Origin of the sequence: Okeania sp. SIO2C2, assembly GCF_010692625.1 — a bacterium.
In the GTDB taxonomy this organism is placed as follows: domain Bacteria; phylum Cyanobacteriota; class Cyanobacteriia; order Cyanobacteriales; family Microcoleaceae; genus Okeania; species Okeania hirsuta.
On the sequence record NZ_JAAHGM010000090.1, the window covers coordinates 1 to 23,441 of the forward strand.

General features: G+C 35.6%; 23 protein-coding genes. 12 read left to right on the plus strand and 11 right to left on the minus strand.

Annotation, left to right across the window (positions count from 1 at the left end):
• Window positions 1-311: 311 nt before the first annotated feature.
• The 5 genes from F6K18_RS33245 to F6K18_RS33265 all read left to right on the plus strand — a co-directional run bounded on the left by F6K18_RS33245 (window position 312) and on the right by F6K18_RS33265 (window position 4,100).
• Entirely contained in the window at window positions 312-1,358 is a 1,047-nt protein-coding gene (locus tag F6K18_RS33245; RefSeq protein WP_287527278.1) for an anthranilate phosphoribosyltransferase family protein, read from the plus strand.
• A 99-nt stretch (window positions 1,359-1,457) separates the two neighbouring features.
• Window positions 1,458-1,604 carry a hypothetical protein gene (locus F6K18_RS33250; protein ID WP_287527280.1) on the plus strand — a complete coding sequence of 49 codons (147 nt, stop codon included), beginning with the start codon at window positions 1,458-1,460 and terminating at the stop codon, window positions 1,602-1,604.
• Window positions 1,605-1,963: 359 nt separating this feature from the next.
• Window positions 1,964-2,122 (plus strand): hypothetical protein, encoded by a 159-nt coding sequence (locus F6K18_RS33255; protein ID WP_287527282.1) that lies wholly within the window; start codon window positions 1,964-1,966, stop codon window positions 2,120-2,122.
• 175 nt (window positions 2,123-2,297) lie between these two features.
• Window positions 2,298-2,948, plus strand: a complete 651-nt coding sequence (locus F6K18_RS33260) for a hypothetical protein (RefSeq protein WP_287527283.1) — start codon at window positions 2,298-2,300, stop codon at window positions 2,946-2,948.
• 495 nt (window positions 2,949-3,443) lie between these two features.
• A complete protein-coding gene (locus F6K18_RS33265; protein WP_287527284.1) occupies window positions 3,444-4,100 on the plus strand; it encodes a methyltransferase domain-containing protein in 657 nt (218 codons plus the stop codon).
• Between the two features lie 145 nt (window positions 4,101-4,245).
• On the opposite strand, the gene F6K18_RS33270 is transcribed toward F6K18_RS33265, so the two are convergent.
• Together F6K18_RS33270 and F6K18_RS33275 are read right to left on the minus strand one after the other, a co-directional pair.
• Window positions 4,246-6,027, minus strand: coding sequence for a DUF262 domain-containing HNH endonuclease family protein (locus F6K18_RS33270; protein ID WP_287527285.1), 1,782 nt, complete (start codon window positions 6,025-6,027; stop codon window positions 4,246-4,248).
• A gap of 1,079 nt (window positions 6,028-7,106) precedes the next feature.
• Window positions 7,107-8,099 carry a ribose-phosphate pyrophosphokinase gene (locus F6K18_RS33275; protein WP_287527305.1) on the minus strand — a complete coding sequence of 331 codons (993 nt, stop codon included), beginning with the start codon at window positions 8,097-8,099 and terminating at the stop codon, window positions 7,107-7,109.
• 469 nt (window positions 8,100-8,568) lie between these two features.
• On the opposite strand from F6K18_RS33275, the gene F6K18_RS33280 reads away from it, so the two are divergent.
• Window positions 8,569-9,027 carry a GatB/YqeY domain-containing protein gene (locus F6K18_RS33280; protein ID WP_287527286.1) on the plus strand — a complete coding sequence of 153 codons (459 nt, stop codon included), beginning with the start codon at window positions 8,569-8,571 and terminating at the stop codon, window positions 9,025-9,027.
• A gap of 872 nt (window positions 9,028-9,899) precedes the next feature.
• On the opposite strand, the gene F6K18_RS33285 is transcribed toward F6K18_RS33280, so the two are convergent.
• Window positions 9,900-10,052 (minus strand): hypothetical protein, encoded by a 153-nt coding sequence (locus tag F6K18_RS33285; protein ID WP_287527288.1) that lies wholly within the window; start codon window positions 10,050-10,052, stop codon window positions 9,900-9,902.
• 87 nt (window positions 10,053-10,139) lie between these two features.
• On the opposite strand from F6K18_RS33285, the gene F6K18_RS33290 reads away from it, so the two are divergent.
• Window positions 10,140-12,044, plus strand: coding sequence for a serine/threonine-protein kinase (locus F6K18_RS33290; protein WP_287527290.1), 1,905 nt, complete (start codon window positions 10,140-10,142; stop codon window positions 12,042-12,044).
• Between the two features lie 570 nt (window positions 12,045-12,614).
• Here F6K18_RS33290 and F6K18_RS33295 read toward each other — a convergent pair.
• From F6K18_RS33295 to F6K18_RS33310, 4 genes are all read right to left on the minus strand, one after another.
• Window positions 12,615-13,460 carry a prohibitin family protein gene (locus tag F6K18_RS33295; protein WP_287527291.1) on the minus strand — a complete coding sequence of 282 codons (846 nt, stop codon included), beginning with the start codon at window positions 13,458-13,460 and terminating at the stop codon, window positions 12,615-12,617.
• A gap of 772 nt (window positions 13,461-14,232) precedes the next feature.
• Window positions 14,233-15,417: a cysteine desulfurase family protein gene (locus F6K18_RS33300; RefSeq protein WP_287527306.1), complete on the minus strand. Its 1,185-nt coding sequence runs from the start codon at window positions 15,415-15,417 to the stop codon at window positions 14,233-14,235.
• Window positions 15,418-15,843: 426 nt separating this feature from the next.
• Window positions 15,844-16,164 carry a hypothetical protein gene (locus tag F6K18_RS33305; protein WP_287527293.1) on the minus strand — a complete coding sequence of 107 codons (321 nt, stop codon included), beginning with the start codon at window positions 16,162-16,164 and terminating at the stop codon, window positions 15,844-15,846.
• Complete coding sequence (locus tag F6K18_RS33310) at window positions 16,134-16,268, minus strand: hypothetical protein (RefSeq protein WP_287527295.1); 135 nt, start codon at window positions 16,266-16,268, stop codon at window positions 16,134-16,136. The genes F6K18_RS33305 and F6K18_RS33310 overlap by 31 nt, the downstream gene beginning before the upstream one ends.
• A 332-nt stretch (window positions 16,269-16,600) precedes the next feature.
• On the opposite strand from F6K18_RS33310, the gene F6K18_RS33315 reads away from it, so the two are divergent.
• Window positions 16,601-18,238, plus strand: a complete 1,638-nt coding sequence (locus tag F6K18_RS33315) for a DUF655 domain-containing protein (protein WP_287527297.1) — start codon at window positions 16,601-16,603, stop codon at window positions 18,236-18,238.
• 70 nt (window positions 18,239-18,308) lie between these two features.
• Window positions 18,309-18,560, plus strand: coding sequence for an NADAR family protein (locus F6K18_RS33320; protein ID WP_287527298.1), 252 nt, complete (start codon window positions 18,309-18,311; stop codon window positions 18,558-18,560).
• Here F6K18_RS33320 and F6K18_RS37080 read toward each other — a convergent pair.
• Window positions 18,535-18,663 carry a transglutaminase family protein gene (locus tag F6K18_RS37080; RefSeq protein ID WP_353735248.1) on the minus strand — a complete coding sequence of 43 codons (129 nt, stop codon included), beginning with the start codon at window positions 18,661-18,663 and terminating at the stop codon, window positions 18,535-18,537. The genes F6K18_RS33320 and F6K18_RS37080 overlap by 26 nt on opposite strands.
• Window positions 18,602-19,252: a transglutaminase family protein gene (locus F6K18_RS33325; protein WP_287527299.1), complete on the minus strand. Its 651-nt coding sequence runs from the start codon at window positions 19,250-19,252 to the stop codon at window positions 18,602-18,604. The genes F6K18_RS37080 and F6K18_RS33325 overlap by 62 nt, the downstream gene beginning before the upstream one ends.
• A gap of 581 nt (window positions 19,253-19,833) precedes the next feature.
• Here F6K18_RS33325 and F6K18_RS33330 point away from each other — a divergent pair.
• Window positions 19,834-20,190: a hypothetical protein gene (locus F6K18_RS33330; RefSeq protein ID WP_287279343.1), complete on the plus strand. Its 357-nt coding sequence runs from the start codon at window positions 19,834-19,836 to the stop codon at window positions 20,188-20,190.
• A gap of 708 nt (window positions 20,191-20,898) precedes the next feature.
• Window positions 20,899-21,264, plus strand: coding sequence for a hypothetical protein (locus F6K18_RS33335; RefSeq protein ID WP_287527301.1), 366 nt, complete (start codon window positions 20,899-20,901; stop codon window positions 21,262-21,264).
• A gap of 539 nt (window positions 21,265-21,803) precedes the next feature.
• Here F6K18_RS33335 and F6K18_RS33340 read toward each other — a convergent pair.
• Window positions 21,804-21,998 (minus strand): hypothetical protein, encoded by a 195-nt coding sequence (locus F6K18_RS33340; protein ID WP_287527302.1) that lies wholly within the window; start codon window positions 21,996-21,998, stop codon window positions 21,804-21,806.
• On the opposite strand from F6K18_RS33340, the gene phnD reads away from it, so the two are divergent.
• Window positions 21,997-22,995: a phosphonate ABC transporter substrate-binding protein gene (phnD, locus tag F6K18_RS33345; protein WP_287527303.1), complete on the plus strand. Its 999-nt coding sequence runs from the start codon at window positions 21,997-21,999 to the stop codon at window positions 22,993-22,995. The genes F6K18_RS33340 and phnD overlap by 2 nt on opposite strands.
• 260 nt (window positions 22,996-23,255) lie before the next feature.
• On the opposite strand, the gene F6K18_RS33350 is transcribed toward phnD, so the two are convergent.
• Window positions 23,256-23,441 (minus strand): hypothetical protein (locus tag F6K18_RS33350; RefSeq protein WP_287527304.1); only part of this gene is annotated, 186 nt, incomplete at its 5' end.

The window sequence follows — 23,441 nt, forward strand, 5'->3', positions numbered from 1 at the left end:
ACAGGAGGGAAGATGTGGGGAGAGATCATACAAAAAATTCAACACTCCTTCATATGATTTTTCCTCAAAATTGATGCGCGAAAAGACTCTTACACCATAATTATATAGATCTCAAATGGGTTCTATATTACAGCACTTTTTAGGAAGCGTGAGGTACAGTTTTAAGGTTAATCTTTTTTTCCTACTCCCTACTCCCTACTTCCTACTCCCTAAAGTCCTAAAATTTTGTACCCGATCAACTCCAAAACTGCTGTAAACTAACTAAAAAAAATCAAAAAATAAATACCTAATTAACCAGAGAGAAAAATTAAATGAGCGATCGCTTTCGAGAATTACTCAGAACCATTGGTAGTGGCCCCCATACAGGGAAAAATTTAACTCGCCAAGAGGCAGCAGCAGCAATGCGAATGATGTTGTTGAAAGAAGCAAAACCAGTCCAGGTCGGCGCTTTTTTAATTGCTCACCGTATTAAACGTCCGACTGGAGATGAATTGGCAGGAATGTTAGATAGCTATAACGAATTAGGGCCAAAACTGCAAAGTCAACCATCGATGGGTGTAGTGACAGTATTAGGTTGTCCTTATGATGGGCGATCGCGTACTGCACCAGTTACCCCACTCACAGCTTTAATTTTGGCAACAGCAGGAATATTTGTTGTGATGCACGGTGGAGCGCGAATGCCGACAAAAGAAGGAGTACCTTTTATTGATATTTGGCAAGGGTTAGGGGTTGAATGGGAAAAACTATCGCTGGCACAGGTGCAACAAGTATTTGAACAGACTGGTTTAGGCTTTGTTTATCTACCAAAACATTTTTCCCAGGCAGATGCTTTAGTTGAATATCGTCGAGATATTGGTAAACGACCGCCTCTAGCAACAATGGAGTTAATTTGGGTTCCCTTTTCAGGAGAAGTTCATTTGGCTGCGGGATATGTTCATCCTCCAACAGAAGGTATGTTTCGAGGAGCATTGGAATTACAGGGTGTGAAAAATTATACAACAGTCAAGGGGTTAGAAGGAAGTTGTGACTTACCTCGCGACCGGACAGCTATTATTGGGGTATCGATGCCATCTGACAACTCTGCCACATTTGAACGTCTGTTGTTACATCCGAGTGACTATGGTTGTGGAGGAAAGGAGGTTTCATTAGGCTCTACTGCGGAGTTAGTAGAGCAAATGCAAGAAGTTTTGCAGGGTAAGGTGAGTCAGTTAATGTCAGCAGCTATTTGGAATGGAGGTTTTTATTTATGGCGTTGTGGAGTTTGCTCTGATATTTGCGAAGGTTTGTCTAAGGCGGAAAGTTTATTAAGTAGTGGTGAAGTAGGGGAGAAGTTGAGAGAAATTCAAGCTAAAGTTTAGGTGTGAGGAGTCAGGAGTCAGGAGTCAGGAGGGAGGAAAGGAGGAATGCATAGGAATTAACAAAGTCATACCATTTCTCAAAAACTTTTCTACATTTTGTTGAGTAGGGGAGTAGAGGAGTGGGGGAGTGGGGAAGAAGCAAACATAAGAATAATTAGGGTTTGCGCTCAAAAGTCTTTTAGTAGGGGTAGGAGACAGGAGACAGGAGACAGGAGACAGGAGAAATGGGAATTGTATAGGAGGTAGTCGGAAAAATTGTAATATCATGTCCGGATAATTAGTTATAAAAAAACTTTCTCCTTCAACTCCAGTTGTTCTTCTTTCTTCCCTCTTTCCTTCTGACTCCTGAGGACTGACTCCTGACTCCTCCCTAGTTATTTATTTATCACTGTTTAACCGGACATGATATAAGAGTGGTTTTTCTGCCATAATCGCCCCAAAACACTAGCTTTTTGAGCTTGAGCGACCGAAAAGCTTGCACTTTTTAAAGGCAAAAAAAGGCTGAAACCAATATCAGTCAATGCTTTGATATTTAATCAGCAAGCCCTAATTAACATTAACTTAGCTGAAATTAGCAAAAAAGTGATTTTGCTTGTGCTAATTAGTTGACAACTGAAGTACGGCCCAAGTATAGCAATAATGCATGGGAATTGGTATCAGAAGTCAGAAGTCAACCCACCCCTAACCCCTCCCAGGAGGGGAAGTTAGAAGTTATTTTTGTAACGGGGATGCGTGAGCAACCCTCCAAAAATATTTCGCCTTAAAAGGCGGGGTTGCGCGACCCATATTATTTTGATCAAGGAGAATAGTATTGATAATTTCAGTATCTCTTTGCTACTGTCGGTACTGTCACTCCTTAAATTCTATTATAACTGACCCGTCCGTTAGCATAGCTCCCCCGGAGGGGGAACATGATATAAAACAGTTAAGCTTAATATTATGAAATCATCCTTAATTGTTATATTTTATAGTATAGTTACAATTCTATCTGTTACATCAAATTTAGATGCAATAGCAGTTATATATTCACCACTAAAATATTCATCAGAATTTACAGATACCAATATTATTTATCTTGCTAATAACTGGTATAATTACACAGCTAAAGATGATACTTATACAGTTTTTTTTCCTGGTCAACCAGAAGAAGAAAATTTATCTGTTGATACTTCTTTGGGAAAACTTAATGCCTTATTAGTTTTCTACCAATATCCAGAAAAACAACGATTTTTTTCTGTCTCTAGCATCAAATATCCAGTCGATCCTAGTCAATATAATGTTGAAAAAGGATTAGATGGAGCGCGAGATGGAGCAGCAATCAATTCTAACTCGATAATAATTAGTGAAAAGAAGATTAGCTATCAAGGATTTCCAGGTAGAGAAATAATTTTACAGTCAAAAGTAAAGCCTAATTTGAGATTACTTTTAAGAATATTTATCGACCCTAGCGGACCAACATTATATAGTTTACAAGTAGTTGCTGAAGATGGAAACTTAGATTTTCCCGAGGCTAAAGCTTTTTTAGATTCTTTTAGTATTATTAATACTAATGATTCCCTCTCAAAAATCAGTGTTAAATATGGAATTTAATTAGACTTGATGTAGCTTTAGGTTTTTCAAAGGTCAATGATTCTGAAAAAAGAGGTTTTATGGCTGTTCTATAGATATGGGTGAGAGAAAAGCCAGGCTGAGTTGGGGCAGGCCAACTTGAAAAAGCGATCAGCACTCAGCAGTAAACCTTTAGAAGGGGAATGTTACCCCTGCGCGCACCTTCCGGTTTATAGAACCCATTTAGTATCTGGGGAGATGGGGAGATCGAGAAATATTTGGTAATGGTTGAAGATGGAACATTTTTTTATACCGAATTAAACGGATTTGATATTACAAATTGAAGTACGGAATGTGGGATATATGGTTTATGATTTGGTCATTTATTCAGATATTCCCACTAAAATTAGTTCCGTTCCGTAAGTCCTGAATAATGAAACTCGATCATAATTATTATTTATTCAATGTTATAATTTATTCTGGCTACAGACATACTTAAATTACTAACGGTAATTCGGCTAATATTTGGAAAAAAAAATGTTTAACACCACGCTAAATAACAGTTTAACAAAAGACTTAATTACTTTTTGTTTGAACTCAAAGAAAGGAAAAAAAAGATCTCATGTTACACGACTATATATGTATAAAAAATTAGAAAACTTATTGACTAATGAAGATGACAAGACTAAAAAAATTTTGGCCGTATCTGGGAGTGCTAACTTGGCAAGAATTTTAGGTTTAAAACAAGCGGAAGTTTATAACAGTAGTTATCCAGACTGTAATTTAAGCGATCTAAATTATGAAGATAATTTTTTTGATTTTTGTGTTTCAGACCAAGTTTTAGAGCATGTTGCTGAAAATCCTTACAAGGCTTTTGAAGAAAGTATTCGAGTTGTTAAACAAGGAGGATATATATGTCATACAACTTGCTTTATCAACCCAATACATGGTGGAAAAGCATTCGATGATTACTGGAGATTTACTCCTAAAGCTTTGGCGTTAATGAGTAAACCCTACAATCTTAAAATAGTTGAAGTTAATGGTTGGGGTAATCAAGAAGTATGGTCTTATATTCAAATGAGTTTTAGAGGTCATAAAATTCCCGAAGATCCAGATAATCCAATATATCAATTAGCAATGAGAAACGAGCGCTCTTGGTATATAGTTACTTGGATTTTGGCACAAGTTCAATAATCAGTACACAGAAGCCGATATAGCTCAAGGTTTGACCGATATTGGAAATATCAAAATAGGACGTTAAACGAGTTATGAAATAGCTGAGTAGAGTAATAGATAATTAAACCAATCTTTTCATCAAACCTTATTTAGCAATACTCGACTACTCAGGAAGATCCCACACTTTTTTAGCTAATTGAGTTAATATTTCTTGTCGAGTTTCAATTGCGTGGGAATCCCATTTAATAAAGGTCTTTAAATCTTTTACCGCTAAGTCAATAGTTGTATTATTCCCAACAGAAATTTTTTCAGCAATAGTTCTAGTCAATAGAAATCTTGACTTAGTATAGCCTAATTTTTTTCCCGTAAAACTCATATTAGTAATAGCAGATTTAATCGAACTTTCTAACAAAGTCAAATTACCTAAAAGTTTACTATAACTTTCTATTTCACGAGGTTTATCGAAAGATAAAATTACTTTTTGAGTAGGATATTCTGGTAAAATTTGTTCTACATTTAATTTCAAAAGATAATTGCTTAAATCATCAATTCCTCCCCCACTACCCCAAGCAGTTTCATCTATGTATTGTGTTAGTTTGGCTAAAATATATTTAATTTGATAAGGCTGAAATGATAACTTATTAAGTTTATGAAATGCTTTCTCAAATTTATCTGCCACTACCTGCTTGCTAGAAAAAATTTGACTAGCAATAAATTGATTAAATTCTGATCTTGATGTGATTTGACGTAATTCACTGGCCCACTTAAGAATCATGCCATCGAATGCCTTTTGATTGCGATCGCTAGTCAACATTGCCACAAATAATAAATTTTCTACCTGCCGACATAATTCAATAAAACAATATTGAGGCAATTGATAAGCAGCTAAAAGTAAGATTAAATGTTGCCTAACATTAACGCTGAGACAGCGAATATTTGCCAAATAACGATTTACTGTTCCATCGAGATTATTACCTGACAAAAATGCTACATAAGCTTCTGCCGAAGCTAATAAATCATTCACAAATAGAATAGGTTCAGTATTATATCCACATCTATGTTCATTTTTGAGGAACCAATCATAGACTTCTTTCTCTGCAATATAATTTCCATCTTCTGCATATCTTGCCAAAATAAAATAGCGCAAAAAACGCATCGGTCTTTCCTGAGAATGATAGAGTAAATCTATAATTTTTTTCCATTTTACTTTGATTTTCTCATAGTCTGTTTGTTTAGCTTTAGCAAAAATCAAATTTTTGAGTAAATCCATATCATCTAGGGGTAAACCACGATGATTTAAAGTTGAATATATTTTCAAAGCATGAGCAACACTAGCAGTTGTTACGCGAATTAATTTAACATTTTTGAGAAAATAAGCATAAAATTTTTTGATATAAGAAATAGCAACTTCATCTAATTCAAATTTAAGAGAAAGAAACTTTCTAATTTCAGCATAAGCATTCTGAATATGTTTAACAGAACGAGTAGGAGATATTTGGTCTAAATTTGTTTGCATAGCAATATTTTCTAGTACTCCCCTACTTTCTTCATATTGCAGTTCTACCCTATGTTTAAACTGGTCATTACCCCAGTCATCTGTATATAGAGAAGTAATCTTATTTTTTAATGCTTCAATACGTTCATTTGAATTAATAGTTAATAAATAATCTCGAATTGCACAGAGAACTAAATAAGCAGTAGTCATCCGTTGCTGCCCATCAATTACTTCATACAAATTATCCCCACGACTACAAACAATTATACTGCCAATAAAATACTCAGAATAGGAATTTTGATTTTGCTCAGAAAATTCTTCATATATATCTTGAATAAATTCATTGACCTCTTTTTCCTCCCAAACATATTCGCGCTGATAATCAGGAATGACATAAAATTCATCAAATAACTTTTCTAGAGTCATGTCTTGAGATTCGATAGTTGCCATATAATAACCTCAATAGTTTTAACTAGCGATCGGTATTTTCCGTACCGGAATGCTCCGCAAACAGCATTTCCGTACCGAAACACTTTTTAATATAATTTTTTTATATAAATTCGTTATTTGTGCAAAACACAAGTAGGTACTAGACAGTGCAAAGTTCTTGGAATAACTATTGCTAGCTAAGGCTTTCAGCGATCTAAAGGTTAAAAACTTTTTATTCATAGCTGTAAGTACTATAAGCCTTTGCCAGTAATACTTTCAGTCTTCAAAACAAATTGTTTTTTGGGAGAACTTTGTACTCTCCAGAAGTAGGTAATCTAATCAAATTAATCAGGAAGAAAGAAGTAATATAGCATTTTCTAAGCGTCAGGTACATCTTCAAAAATTAATAATTAACAATTAATAATTAATAATTATCTCTTATTATCAAAAATAAGATTAGCTAAAAGGATTTTTTCTCTATGAATGGAGAGGTTTTATACCTTAATTTTTCGTTGAAGAAGGCAGAAGGCAGAAGGTCTAATTGCTTATGGATAGTCTTCAACACGCCACACGGGTATCTGTGTCTTATAACCCCAATTTTCGACACTCCCGTTGACGGTGGGCTATTAAACCCGCAAAATAAAAGATAATATCTAATAGCTTAAACCCACTTCTACCTTAAGTTGAAAAATGCGATTTGTACGGACTTAATATAACTAGAAAAAAATATTTTAAATAATAACAGCAGAGCATAGAATAAACCCTACTGTTATAGCAGTGGAAGCAAAGGTTAGGACAGGTCAAAAACTTAAAACTAAGACAAAGTCAGATTTTTTCTTCTTCCTTCTTTCTTCTTTCTTCTTCCTTCTGCTATAAGCAAAAAAGATTAAATTTTCCTTACTCATAATTAACCGAAGTAGGTAGACCCTTGTGGGTCTAACCCTCGACAGTAAAAAAGGACTAACTTTCCAAATATCCAGCTCCCAAAATTTCACAAAAATTTTCTTTCTATTAATTTTTCGTGAATATTAAATTCTCCAAATTCTTCCCTCCCAAAAATCGTGAGGAAAGCGTGAGCTAGTATCTCAGAGCAACAAATTTTAGCGAAACATACTACTAACTGAAGTATCCTCATGAATGCGCCAAATAGTCTCACCCAATAAATTTGCCACCGAAAGAACAGTCAACTGAGGAAAATGATGTTCCTCTAAGAATGGGATAGTATTAGTAACGATTACCTCTTCAAATATCCCGCTAGAAAGACGCTCCACTGCTGGTGGTGAGAATACCGCATGAGTAGCACAAGCATAAACTTGTCGCGCCCCTTGTTTGCGCAAAAGTCGTCCCCCTTCAGAAATGGTACCACCTGTATCAATCATGTCATCTACCAACACAGCAGTTTTTCCCTTAACATCACCAATCACATTTAACACTTCTGCCACATTGTGAGCTTGGCGACGCTTATCAATAATTGCTAATGGGGCATCGTTTAACTTTTTAGCAAAAGCTCTAGCTCTCGCTACCCCACCCACATCGGGAGAAACAACAACAATATCAGATAAATTCTTACTTACTAAGTAATCTAAAATTACTGGTAAACCGTAAACATGATCGAACGGAATATCAAAATAACCCTGAATCTGGGCAGAATGCAAATCCATTGCTAGAATACGATTAGCACCCGCCTCAGTAATCAAATTGGCCACTAATTTGGCAGTAATTGATTCTCGACCAGCAGTTTTACGGTCTGCTCTAGCATAACCATAGTAAGGAATAACTGCAGTCACTTGTCTGGCAGAAGCACGACGACAAGCATCTACCATAATTAACATTTCCATCAAGTTGTCATTAACTGGACGACAACTAGGCTGAATTAGATAAACATCACAGCCTCGAATTGATTCCTGAATTTGAACGTATAGTTCTCCATCTGCAAAACGTTTACGCACCATTGGGCCTAAATCTAAACCCAGATATCTAGCTACTTCCGTAGCCAAAGGAACGTTAGCAGATCCAGAGAAAAGTCTCAATCTATTATGATCGTTAGCAGTGGCAGGCACAGGAGCCTGAATTGGTAAAGTAGCACGGATCACAGTAAGCCCTCGCAGCACCTTTATTCATTGCGATCTTATCATCTCAAACTAAAAATATTCTTCCGTATTTTGATTGATAGAAAGATCGTTTTTTTAGTAATATACCAAGAATATTTGCTAGATTAAGTCAGATGAATGTTGAATATTTAGTAAGAAAATTATGGAGGTCTTTAAAAAACGTAAAATCTCTTAAGTAAATTCCATTTTTCTGATAAATATAGGACTTACGCATAAGGCACGAAAAATTAGGATTTGAGATGGCTTTCTGTTCCAGACTGCTGCGCAAACCCTGTCGGTCGCTTCGGACGGAAATATGTTGCAGGTGCGTAAGTCCTGAAATACTAACTTCTTAAGTCAAAAGTCAAAGATCCAAAGTCAAATATACATTGCGTTTGACTAAAAACCTTAACAGAGTATTAATATAGCTTGTAAAATGACTTTATAGTGAATTGGTATCCGGAGTGAGATTATGAGTTTAAAGGACAGAATTACAGAGGATATTAAAGTGGCGATGAAGGCCAAAGATAAGGTTCGTCTGGAAACAGTTCGTAGCATTAAAAAAGTAATTCTAGAAGAGGAAGCCAATGCTAGGGCAGCAGGAAAGGATTCTCTGACAGAGACTCAAGAAATGGATATATTAATAAGGTTGGCTAAACAACGCCGGGATTCAATAGAGCAGTATACTCAAGCAGGTCGTCAGGAACTAGCAGATGGAGAGGCCGCAGAGTTGGCCATTCTTGAAGAATATCTACCAAAACAATTGTCTGATGAAGATATTGCTCAGATCGTTGATGAAGTTATTGCTCAGGTAGGGGCGAATTCTCCTAAAGATATGGGTAAGGTGATGGGTCCGGCCATGCAACAGTTGAAGGGTAAGGCTGATGGAAAGAAAGTGCAGGAAGCAGTTAAGGCTAGGCTTAATTCATAGTTAAAAATTAAGCTCACCTCAATACTATAGTTAAGGTCATAAATCTTGCCATTTTTAATGGCCTTAACAACATGGGAAGGGATTATGATTTTAGGCAATATCTTGATTATTTTCCTAAAATTAAACTCTGCCATCAACAGCAAAAATAAGTAGGTGAGCATAAATAGTAGATGTAGGTGGCTACAGACAATTCTATTTATATTCAGAAATCAAGGGTTCTGAAGAAGGAGGAGTTTCAACTACTATTTGATAAAATCAAGTAAGAATAACTGTTTCTATGTTTGAGAATAATAGAGATATTTGTATACTATAAATCAATCACAAATATCTGATAAAAATTTATCTCATTTCCCCTTTTTTCTGATGATCTACTGATAATAATAACAGGAAAAAATCAAGCAATAAATAAGGATATAAAATAATTATTAAAAGTAAAAATAAGATTTGGTGAAGATTTTAGATCATATTCGGATAATCAGTTATGATTTGAAGTTGTCTAAGTTATTGCTAATTATCCATTACCTATTACGAATCCTTTACCGAATAATTAAGGTTTAAAGCCTCTCACTCGCTGTGGAGAAACAAGAAAAAATTTTCCTTTTATTCAGTCCTCTTCCTTTTAGGGAGAGGTAATTATCAATTATCAATTATCCATTATTAATTATTGAAAGATATTATAAATATTCAAGCGAACTCATTGATTCATCTGTCAGTCAGTAGTAAATTGATAAATTTATTAATACAAAAAATATTAAGCTAAAACACATTTCAATTATAGAACCCATTTGATATCTATATAATTATGGTAGTCAAGTCTTTTCGCCCATCAATTTTGAGGAAAAATCATCTGAAGGAGTGTTGAATTTTTTGTATTATTTCTCCCCACATCTTCCCTCCTGTCTCCTGTCTCCTGTCTCCTGACTCAAGGCAAAAAAAACGCGCATATTTATGAAGATACGATCGGGGGTTCTATAGCAGTCGCCATTACTCGCGCGGACATTCTCGCTCCTCTCAAATTTAGTCACAGCAATAATTTTACTTCTGACTTTTGACTTCTAACTTCTGACTTCAGCTATATATTCCCTGTTCCCTATTAAATTAAATTTATTATTATGCAACCACCAATTCCTGTAGGAACTATTTTACAAAACCGCTATCGCTTGATTAATATTCTCGGTCAAGGTGGGTTTGGACGTACCTACCTAGCAGAAGATACAGGTCGTTTTAACGAGCGTTGTGCCCTCAAAGAATTTATTCCCCTACAGACAAATGCCTATGCAGTAACTAAATCTCAAGAACTATTTTCTCGCGAAGCAGCTATTCTCTATCAAATTCAACATCCCCAAATTCCCAAATTTCGAGCCACTTTTGAAGAAAATCAACGTTTATTCCTTTTACAAGATTATATCGAAGGCAAAACCTATCGCAGCATATTGCAAGAGCGTCAAATAACAGATAGTTTGTTCTCAGAAGCAGAAGTGCTAACTTTTTTACAACAAATTTTACCCGTCTTAGCTCATATTCACAGTTTTGGTATCATTCACCGAGATATATCCCCCGACAATATTATTAGGCGAGAAAGCGATCAAATGCCAGTATTGATAGACTTCGGAGTAGTTAAAGAACTCGCAACAAAAGTTCAATCTTCCCACTTATCAGCACCCTTGACAAATGTAGGAAAATTTGGCTACGCTCCCTGGGAACAAATTCAACTGGGAAGAGCAACAGCAAATAGCGATCTATATGCTTTGGCAGTTACAGTAGTTGTACTATTGACGGGAAAAGAACCCCAACAATTAATCGACCAAACCACATTAACTTGGAATTGGCAACAGTGGGTAGCAGTTAGTCCAGGGTTAGCTGAGATGATCGATAGAATGTTAAGTCATAAACCAGGCGATCGCTATCAGTCTGTTACTGAAGTAGAGCAAGCTTTGGCAAGATTACCCCATATCAAATCTCAGCAATTACCTACCATAAATCAAGAACAAAATAATCCTTCATCTTCTCAACAACCAACAATAGGAGCAACTCCAAATCAAAACCTTAACCCCAATAGCAACCATAGCTTTTTTGATAATCACCAGTGGGTTGCAACTGCATTAGTAGCAGTATTAGTTGTTTTATCTGGCGTAGCATCTTGGAGTGCAGTTAATTTTTTCCTCAAGCGCAGACAACAAGAACCTCAACTTCAGCAACCAACGAAAATGAATCCGATACCAGTACCGACCCTTACTCCTCCTCCATCATCACCAATACCCACTTCATCCCCATCTCCAACAACTACATCAACACTATCACCTACTTTGCCATCACCATTACCTGTTGTTCCTGTACCATCTGGAACACCAGAAATACCTATCACAACACTACCGAATGCTACTCCTATTCCGGAGACTCCTGCTCCTGTGATAATTCCATCTCCATCAATTACTTCAGAAGAACGTCTGAATGTATTGCCAGGGGAACCTATATCTATTGAAGGTCGCTTAAAAGGGAATGAAAGTATTGACTATATAATTTTTGGGAGTCTTGGGCAAAATTTGAATTTATTAGTTACAGGAGAAGGAGTATTAATGAGTTTAGTAGCAGTAGATGGTGAACCAGTAGATGGAATTTCTGAGAAAGTATCTATTTGGAAAGGAACTCTACCCAGTGATAGCGACTACAAGATAACTCTCACTCCCTTACCTGGATCTCCTGGTACCGACTATAAGCTAGATATTAATTTAGTTAACCCTATACCTAAAGTTATTCCTAGCTCTGAACCAGAAGCAACTGAGTTACCCGCACCCATACAAGAACCGGAAGCAACTGAGTCACCTTCTGGTCTACAACTCAATAAACCTTCTAAGAAGGAGAGCAAAAAATCATTCCCCATATCAACTCCACTTGAAGAGCTTGATAAACCTTCTAAAAAGCCTAAAAAGCAAATTGTGATTCCAGAAACAGAGGCAACAGCTTCACCAACTCCAGCAGAAGAAACTTCATCTGATGCTCAAATTTTAGTTGAATAGTTGTTATTTGCAGAACTTTTAAAGTAGTCAGGACTTATACCAAATTGATAAATGTTTGCCACAAATATCTAGGGTATTTCTTAGGAGTCAGGAGTCGTATGGGAATAGCTTTAATACCATTTTTTAGGGCGTAAATTACCTTTTTAGTCAAAGGAATATCTCCTGCATTTGTCTTTTTATTGCTCTTACTATTCGTAACATTCTTTTTTCAAATTGGTATTACACATAGTCACCAAATATAGGGTTAACGGCCGTTAACTCCTACAAATGGTGTATAATTTCGTCTGCGTGCGTCAGAATTAGAAACAGTTAACTAAAAGATTTCTTGAAAAAAATATCCTCCTATACTTTAATTTTTTAATTTATAGCAAGGAACAAGTCGCTTAGGACTTATGCTAATAATGAACCTCAGACAGGGAAATGCTTTGGCATTGCTGAAATGTAATGTTAAGTAACTGAAGGTAAAATTGAAAAACCGATGTTTAGCGTTGATACTTAATCTAAAAATCATTACCACTCAGCAACGCCAATGTTTTTCGCTGTTCCCTATTCCCTGTTCCCTATTCCCTGCTATTTATTTTCATCCAAATTATCAAGATTGAAAATAAAAGGAACTCTTTGAGATTTTTCATTTCCCATAATTAAAACTTTAGGCATCTGAGAACCACCTGCTTTCCAAGCTTCGATCGCTTCTTTTTGTAAAACCAACTCACCACCTTGTGCTTTTAGTGTTTCAGCTAATAGTTTTTGAGCTTCTGCTTTACCCTTTGCACGGTTAATGTCTGCCTGAGCTTCTTGTTCTGCTTCTTCAGCAACATATACTGCTCGTTGTGCTTTTTGTTCAGCAATTTGCTTCTCTTCAACTGCTCTAGCAAATTCAGGAGAAAATGTTAAATCAATTACGCTAGTATCTAACACAATAATGCCATATTTATCTAAACGAGAACCTAAAGCATTATCAAAGTCTGCTTTCAATTCTTCCCTTTTAGTAATAGCTTCTTCAACAGTTCTTCTAGCTGCAGCAATTTTAAAAGATTCTTGAGTTTGTGGTGCAATTACTTTCGCAACTAAATTCTGTAGAGTTCCTTGTTCTCTTCTAATTTTTACTACCAGCACGGGGTCTAAGCGAAAGTTAATTGCAAAACTTGCTGATAATTGTTGTAAATCTTTTGTAGAACTTTGGGCTGGAACTTCAAACTTTTGTACAGTCACATCATAGATATCAACTTGAGAAATCAAAGGAGGTTTAAAGTGAATGCCTTCTAAGAGAGCGCCATCTCTAGCTTTACCTAAAATACTAATAACACCAGCTTGACCAGGATTAATAATTACAAAGGAATTGAAGCCAATTAGCAATACGAATGATAACACAGTTGCTAATATTAATGTTTGTAAACTTTGTTGTTGATTTTTCAATTTTTTTCTCCGAATTTTGAGACTATGAGTTATTGGTATATTTTCTTTGTTAATCTTAGTTCAAATTGAAAATTACCATTCAAATTATATAATATTTTTAGACTTGTTTAAGAAAGAATAAGGAAAAAGGAAAAAGGAAGAAGGAAGGAGGAAAAAGTGAATGGGAACTCAAGCTACAACCAATTGTAAACACCCTGTAGACGGCGGGGTGTTAAACTCAGAAAGAAAAAGATAATTACTACTTTTTTGACTAATGTGCTTGATATTAAGTAATAGTATTTTTTGCACATTAATACTAAGTTCCAAAATAACAAAAGTTATGAAAGACTAAATACTCCCATTGAACAAATCATATTGGGAATAATTAATATAGTTGAAATTTGTACTACTTTTACTTTGAATAAAGCGATCACAATATATATATCCTAATTCCTTGCCTACAGAGAGAGAGTAAGACAAAATTATTTGTCAGATTATGTCCGGTAGCATCAGTATTGTAAGCGCGAAGGTAAGGAAGAAGGAAGAAGGAAGAGGCAAGAGGCAAGAGGTAGGAAGGCTTAAGTTAAGAGCAAGAAAAAACTTCAATTTGCTATATATATTCATATATTCATGCTTGGGTTTACACAAACGCGCCCCAACGGACATGATATCATTGATACTTCATATCATATCCGTTTAATTAGCTATAAAAAAACTTTATTCTCCTTGTCCTTCTTCTTTCCTCCTGACTCCTGACTCCTGACTCCTGACTCCTGAAATGCTATATTTATTTTTAATTCACAATAGCAAGTTTTCTAGGTATCAGTCTTTCCAAAATTTGTTTCAGTACTATTGCTGTCCAATCAATATCTGCTTCCGTTGTTTCTCGTCCCAATGTTAAACGAATACCTCTAGTTGCAACATCTTCTGTATACCCCATTGCGAGTAATATTGGACTTGGAGTTACTTTTCCACTATGACAAGCTGAACCAGCACTAATACCAATTCCAGCTAGGTTTAACTGTCGCACCAAAGTTTTACCTGTAATGTTATCTTCCGTTTCCCCTGTTCCAACTTCTGGGGGAACAATGCAAAAACTAACGTGATGAGGTAGTCTGTGCCATCGATCCCCAGTATAAATTACACAAAGAGTTTGTGCCATCTGTTCAAATAAGCGATCGCGCAATCTTATTAACCTTAATCTTTCTGTCGTCATTTCCTCATTAGCTAATTCTGCTGCCACTCCAAAACCAGCGATCGCTGCTACGGCCTGAGTACCAGAACGTAATTTCAATTCCTGGCCACCACCAGTCAATATCGGTACTAGCTCTACACCTTCTCTGATATAAAGCGCCCCCACACCTTGAGGACCATAAATTTTATGACTTGATAAAGATAATAAATCTACTGGCAGTTTTTGTACATCTATTGGTAAACGTCCTACCACCTGAACGGCATCAGTATGAAATAAAACCCCATGAGAACGACAAATATTACCTAGTTCCTCAATAGGTTGGAGAGTGCCTACTTCACTTTGACCATAAATTATTGATACTAAAACTGTATTTGCTTGTAATGCTGCTTGTAGTTTTTCTGGATCTACCCTTGCTTGTCTATTGACAGGTAATCTTGTAACTTGCCAACCCCAATTTTCTAACATTCTTGCTGGTTCTGAAATTGCAGAATGTTCTACACTAGAGATAATGATATGTTGGGGTTTTTCATAGCAACGTGCCACGCCCATGATTGCCATATTATCAGCTTCAGTCCCCCCAGAAGTAAAAATAATTGACTCTGGCACTGTATCGATCAGATTAGCCACTTTTATTCTTGCCCTCTCTACTAATGTTGCCGACCTCTGGCCCCATGTATGTAAGCTAGATGGGTTACCCCACTGTTGGGTAAAAGCTTGTTGCATAACCGCAATTGCTTCTGGCCTTGTTGGTGTTGTGGCACTGTAGTCTAGATAAATTTGCATCATTTCTATCCGTTTTTATCATTAACTTCTACAATATAATCAAAATATTGTCACAGAATTTTTGAGATAAAGGAGTGAAAAAGTAAATAAAAATTGTTTAAGTAGTCAGACAAAATTACGCGATATATCTACTCTGTAAATTCCCAGATATTTGCTTAAAAATTCTAATAGGACTGCTATATATATGAATTATTTTTAATGTGGCTGTTGTAACTCAGATATTTCTATACTTTTAATAGTTAAATTCTAAAAAGTTAGCGAATAATTAAGGTTTAAAGCCTCTCCTTTAAAGGAGAAAAAAGCGGTCGAGGAATAGCGAGGTCTCAGAGCAATATCCATGATAGCAAGATAAGAAAAAATTTTCCTGTCTCGTTAATCCTCTTGTTTTCAAGGAGAGGCAATTATTAATTATTAATTGTTGAATAGCTACTTAGGTTTACAAACATTATAATCTTCATGTGACATAACTTTCTGTGGTATGACAAAATTACCATAATCTTGACAAATCATTCTATAGTTGCGAGTAACAGGTATACTTACTATGAAACGATTATGGCGGAGCCGTTTACCTCCAAATTCTCGATAGCTTTGATTATCATTTAATGCAGAAATAATTGACCTGGCTTTAACCACTACATAGTCTGGTAAACCCCTCAAGTCTATCAAATCGCCATCGAAAGAAGCTTCCCATTCTAACTTTTTTTCTCGCTTTTCTGCTATTTTTTCATCAACTCTTTGCTGTGCCATCTCCTGTTGTTCACAACGATGGCATTTTCTCCCATATCCCTTATGGCCACACGGAAAAGTCCTTTTTCTTTTCGGCATAAAACAGCAAAGTTAGCTTTTACCAAGTTCTATCAGTTTTGGTCATCGTTAAATATTTTTTTTTCCAGACCTAATTAAAAAATCTACAAACTACTTAATTACACTTTAGTAGGGTTATAGTCCACTTTCAATTTAACATTATCGGCCATTATGACACAATATTCAACATCAATATTTTTTAAGATTCAAATATAAGCAACAAGAATATTTAAGATTTAGGCCACTGCATAAGTATTATAAATCAGTGTCGTTCTTTGTCCTCCTTTTCCTCCAAATCTTGTCACAATTAGAAAGTAAAAAACCTACCCTTGTGAACTATCTCACCCTAACTAATAGGATATTGGCTTTCCTTAAATCAGTGCTATTTTTTTCTACTCAACTGCGCTTTGTTTATATTTTACTATTGGTTCTGAGTCTCACTGCTTGTCAGAATACAAATCAGCAGTTAGTTCCTCATCTTCCCCAATTACCACAATACCCCTTAATTGAAGCTTATTTTAATCAGTCCCAAGCTTCAACCTATACTGAGTCCGATCGCCAGCAAACTAGGTTGGGAGATAATCTTGAGGAAATAATCATTGATACTATTGCTAATGCTACTTCTAGTGTAGATGTGGCGGTTCAAGAGTTACGTTTACCTGGTATTGCTCAAGCTTTGGTCGAACGTTATCAAGCAGGGATAAAGGTACGAGTAATTATTGAAAACACCTACAATCGTTCTTGGGGAAGCTTGACTGAATTTGAAGTAACTCAACTATCTGAACGGGAACACGAACGCTACATAGAATTTTTTCAGCTTGCTGACAATAACATGGATGGTTATCTTAGTCAAGATGAAATTAACGGCAGTGATGCTCTTGTGATCTTAACTAATGCAGGGGTTCCCTTGATTGATGACACTGCCGATGGTTCTAAGGGTAGTGGCCTTATGCACCACAAATTTGTGGTTGTGGACGGTCAAACTATTATTGTTACTTCAGCTAATTTTACTAATAGCAGTATTCATGGAGATTTTTCAGAATCTATGAGTAGAGGAAATGCTAATAATCTTTTAAAAATAGAAAGTTCTGAATTAGCTGAACTGTTCACAGAAGAATTTAATCTCTTATGGGGAGACGGACCTGGTAGAAAACAGGATAGTAAATTTGGCGTGAAAAAACCATTTAGACCTGTCAGACAAATATTTATTGGAGATACGAAAGTGGCAGTAAAGTTTTCTCCTATTTCTAATACTAAATCTTGGCAGCAAAGTACCAATGGTTTAATTAATCAAACATTAGAATTAGCACAAAAATCTGTTGATTTATCCCTCTTTGTATTTTCATCACAACCATTAGTTAATACTCTAGAAAATCAATCTAAAAAAGGAGTATTAATTCAAGGTTTAATCGATCCAAGTTTTGCCTATCGCTATTATAGTGAAGGATTAGATATGATGGGTATTGCCTTGGCTAATAAATGTAAATATGAAGCAGATAATCGGACTTGGGAGAAACCAATTTTTACAGTAGGAGTACCAAATTTACTCCCTGGCGATCGCCTGCATCACAAATTCGGAATTATTGATAATTCGATTGTCATAACTGGTTCTCACAATTGGACTGAAGCAGCTAATAAAAACAACGATGAAACTTTATTGATAATTGAAAATTCTACAGTAGCAGCTCATTTTGACCGTGAATTTCAAAGACTTTATCAAACAGCTACTCTGGGTATACCATCCTGGTTGATTAAAAAAGTAGAGAAACAACAAAAAGAATGTGGCGATCTATTAACAGAAACTGAAAATCCGACAATAGATACTAACACTAAGATTAATCTCAATACAGCTACTGCTAAAGAATTGGAAACATTACCTGGTGTTGGACCAAAATTAGCAGAGCGGATTATTCAAGCTAGACAAAATAAACCTTTTACATCTTTAGCTGACCTAGACCAAGTGTCTGGAATTGGACCTCAAATATTAGATAAGTTAAGCGATCGAGTCACCTGGTAAGTTCAACAATTAATCATTAATCATTAATAATTAATAATTAACAATTACCTCTCCTTTAAAACTGATAGGATTGACTCAAAAAAAATTTTTTCTTTATTTTCAAGCTCAAAAATTTCCAGGTATGCCTGATGCTGATGAAATTCGTTTAGCAGCAACACCAGGAGAAGCAGCAAATCTGGGAGGCGATCGCAAACGCCCATTACGTTCAGATTGGGAACAGGTAAAATATGATATTATGCAAAAGGCAGTATTCAACAAATTTGCTACTAATTCTGAGATTCGGGAAATATTACTGTCTACTGGGAATGAAGAAACGGCGTAAACCACTCAAATTCAAACTCAAAACCCGCTGACTGTAAATCTTCAATTACCTTTTGCAAATCTTCCCCAATATAATGAGGCAACATAAAGCGGTCGTGCAACATCGTACCCCAGCGAATTAAATCTCGATGATAAGGTTGTTCCCAAAACTATGAAAATTTCTGCTTCCTTCCCAGTATGACCATAATCTCTACTATCTTCTGCAATGAGAGAGCGATCGCCCCAAATAGGAACCCCATCTTTGCGCCAATAACATCCTAACGACCACCTTGGCAAAGCTTCACCGGGATACCATTTGCCTAAACCATAGTGTAATAACCCTCCACTTTTGGCAAATCTTTTTTCCAGACGGTCTAACAACTCTCCCGCAAGGCGTCGCTTGTCATCTCCCAACGCTTCTACTCGCCATTGGGGTGATTCAAAATCATCAATAGAAATGAAGGTTAGCTCCCCTCCGGTGGTTAACCCCAAACCCAAACGTCTTAGTTTTTCCTCGACTTCCCGACCAAGGTTGTTAATGTTTTGCCATTGCATTTCGGTATAAGGTTTGGTAGGTCTGGGTTTTTCTTGATAGCGAGAAACAGTAACGGAAAATTCCAGGTTAGACTCGGAAGGTTCGGTGGTGCCTCTTACTGGGTTTGCTGCAGTGGGTTCGGGAGTACAGACCAGAGGAATGTGATTTTCTGCTGTCAAAAAACCAGAGGTGAGGTCTAGAACAACCCAACCAGCTCCTGGTAAATAAACCTCGGCCCAAGAGATAATTTTAGTTATAGCAATGTATAGAGAAACACTAAAAATATAATTTAGGTATTTATAGTTAATAATTTTACTGATTTTTTGAGATTTAATAATTATTGATTTATGAGTGGGTTAGCAGATAATAAATGGCTGTGATTAGAGGAATCAAAGGTAATTTTTGAGTTGATTTTGATTGATTTTCATTCTTGGAACTTTGGCAAGAGATCTAATTATATTAGCATAAATAAATATAAATAATTACTATATCAAAATACTGACTTAGAAGTAATAAAATTTTATATATTATTTATATTTTTGAGAAAACATTATTTGACTACAAATAGGAAAAATTAGTTGACCGGAAGTTATGAGAATTTCTAATTGTCATCGAAATATTTTTTGCCAAATATTGATAAGTGAATTAACTGAAAATTGATGATTTTGATTTAGGCTGAGTAGTAAGAAGATTAGTTAGTTATTGATGTAATTACCTCAATGAATAACCACTTCTCTAATCACTTTAATGGAAGGGAATTATGAATCCTACTGCTGAAAATATTTTAAAATTGGCTGCGCTAGCTACTGTTGTAGATGGTCAAGCCTCTGAACAAGAAAAGAACTTCATTGTTGATGATGGTTCCTATCTGTTGAGAACTTCTCCAGATGAAGTAAGACCCTTTATCAACCTATGTATTGGAATTTATCAATCTAAAGGTGCTGCAAACAATCCTGGAACAGCACTTAATTTTGCTTTGGAGGCATTAAAGCCTTTAACAGATTCTGAGAAGCATCTAGCCTTTCACATTTGCTATAAAGTAATTCACATAGACAAAGAAGTAAAAGAGTCTGAAATGAGATTCTTTTTCCAATTACACAGATTGGTATTTTCTTAATTATTAGAATTAACTTTTTACAGTTTTTCAATTAACAAGTAATTAACATTATTCTCTACTAAATTTTAGATTATGGTGGAGAGTTTTTTATATAGCAGAAGAAAGAAGGAAGAAGCAATAAGCAAGAAGGAAAAATCTGGCGTTGTCTGAGTTTTAAGCTTTTGATACAGCAAGCAGATTCTAAGTATATGAAGTACAGAGATTAACAATTGAATGAATGCAAGTGCGGGCATCTTGCCCGCTTCGGGGTGTACCTCACCCTTGGTGGAATCTAATGCATGTCCGCTACCCTTTGCTTCGACTTTTATACTATATTTATTTATTCCTAATAAAATGTGCTTTATATGACTTGTGAAATAAAACATCTTAACGACAATAGGAAAAATTAATTTATTAGAAGTAATAATAATTTTTGCCTTGGTAAATCAAGAGATGAAACTTTAAGAGTAGTCTGTTTCTGATACCTCTAAATATTTTACCAAAGTGAGTGATGGGTATCACCCCTAGTAGAAAATCATCTTACCAATTACCAACGCCATAATTTTTAATTGTCATCGGAATATTTTCTGCAAAATCTAAATATTGATGAATGAATTAACTGAAAATTTATAATTTTGATTTAGTCTGAGTAGTAAGGAGATTGGTTAGTTATTGATGTAATTACCCCAACAAATAACCACTTCTCCCATCACTTTCATGGAGAAAAATATGAATTCTGATACTGTTAACAATATTATCCAATTGGCTGCCCTGGCCTCTGTTGTAGATGGTCATGCCAGTGACCAGGAAAAAAACTTAATTGTGGAGATGGGTTCCGATCTGTTGAACACTCCACAAGAGCAGGTAAGAGAGATACTGGACCGCTGTATAGAGACTTTTGAGAATCAAGGATTTGCAAACCATTCTGAAGCAGCTCTTCATTCTGGTTTGGATGCCTTGCGGTCTTTAGACCCCTCTCAAAAGCACTTAGCCTTTTATATTTGCGAGAAAGTAATTTACCAAGACGGAATAGAATCTGGTGAAATAGAATTTATTCACCAATTAGACCAACTAGATAGAACTGCATTTTCTTAATTATTAGAGTTAGTTATTTCCAGCCTTTCAGCTAACAACTAATTAACATTATTCTCTACCAAACTTTAAGATTATGGTGGGATTTTTTTTTCGTTAAAGCGTGCCTGATATAATTTTTCCTAGCTGCTCAGAAAATACCTTAACTGCATAAAAAAAATTATATAGCAGCTCATACTGCTATAAAGTTTATTTCTCAAAAAGTCTAATTAAGTGTCATTTTTCAATTATTAACAGTCAATAAAATCAGCAAAACTTGATAGCCTAAAATTATTGCGATGATGCTGTTTCATAGCTATTATTTATCTCGTAGCAATCGCTAATTTCTAACTCAAAAATTCTCGAAAGGGAGCTTAACCAAGGCTTAACATTAATCTAGTTGAGGATGGTGGAAATAACTGACCAGTTACAAAATCCTAAAACAATTACAAATCAAAAATGATTGACTTTTAACTTCCGCGTAGCGGCACTCTAATAATGTATTAGACAAATTGAGCTGTCTCTGAAAAAACAAAAGCTCATTGCTACTGAGCTATAGCTGTTTAATAGCTACTATTTATCTCGTAGCGATCGCCAATTTCTAACTCAAAAATTCTCGAAAGGGAGCTTAACCAAGGCTTAACATTAATATAGGATAATCGATTGACGGACAAATCTGTCTGTAAAAAAACACAAAAGCTGATTGGTACCAAACTATAACTGACAACTACTAATATTTCCAGAGAAAAGAACACCATGGATCGACGTAAATTTGTTAAAAATTCATCTCTATTTGCTCTATCCTTAGCCGGAGCAAAATTAGCTAATTTAACTTTCTCACCCCAAACATTAGCTCAGGTAAAAGAACTAAAATTTGGAATTATTTCCACAGAATCTCAAAGCAATCAAAGACCAATTTGGGAACCATTTATCAAAGCACTTTCTGATTCTATTGGTTTACCAGTTAAAGCATTTTATGTGACTCAATATGTAGCAGTAATTGAAGCCATGCGAACTGGGGATGTCCACCTAGCTTGGTATGGAGGAAAATCCTATATTGAAGCAGCAAAACGCTCTAAAGCTGAGGCTTTTGCCCAAGTAGTAGATACAGAAGGTGGTAAAGGTTATTACTCTCATTTAATTACTAACAAAAGTAATCCTATAGTTGCTGAAGCTAAAGCAATGGGAGGCGATCAATATGTAATTAAAAATGCAGGTAATTTAACTTTTGCTTTTAATGACCCGAACTCTACATCCGGTTTTTTAGTACCAAGTTATTATGTTTTTGCTCAAAATCAAGTTGACCCGAAAAAAGCATTTAAACGCTTAATTTTTTCCGGTAGTCACGAAGCAACAGCTTTAGCAATAGCCAATAATCAAGTAGATGTAGCTACTAATAATAATGAAGCTTTAGACCGACTCCAAAAAACAAATCCAAAAGCAAGAGCTAATATAGAAACTATCTGGACTTCTACTTTAATTCCTAGCGACCCAATTGCTTATCGTCAAGATTTGTCAGCAGATTTAAAACAGAAAATTCGTAACTTTTTCTATAACTATAAAAATGCTGCAATTCTAAAACCTCATGGTTGGTCTGGCTTTGCTCAAGCAAATGATAAAACTTGGAATCCGATTCGGGAATTAGATCTAGCTAAAAAGATTTTAGAGTTGGAAAATAAGGAAAATATGACTGCTGAGGATAAACAAAAATTAGAGGAATTCCGCCAACAATTAAAAGCTATAAAAAGTAATTGAATGACAAAAGTAAAACAGGATTGAAAGATGATAAGTAGGTAGCTCTAATTAAACGTTAAAAAAATTGTAGGGGCGGGTTTATCGAAAGCCTTGATATTTCCAGTTTAGCCCTAAAACCCGCCCCAAACTTGTTGGGTTTATTTAGGGCTTGCTGATTAAAGATCAAAGCATTGACTGATATTGGTTTGAGCCTTTTTTTGCCTTGAAAAAGTGCAAGCTTTTCGGTCGCTCAAGCTCAAAAAGCTAGTGTTTTGGGGCGATTATGGCAGAAAAATCACTCTTACAATTTTTCCGACTACCTCCTCTACAATTCCCCTGACTCCTGTCTCCTGTCTCCTGTCTCCTGTCTCCTGTCTCCTGTCTCCTGTCTCCTGTCTCCTGTCTCCTGTCTCCTGTCTCCTGTCTCCTGTCTCCTGTCTCCTGTCTCCTGTCTCCTGTCTCCTGTC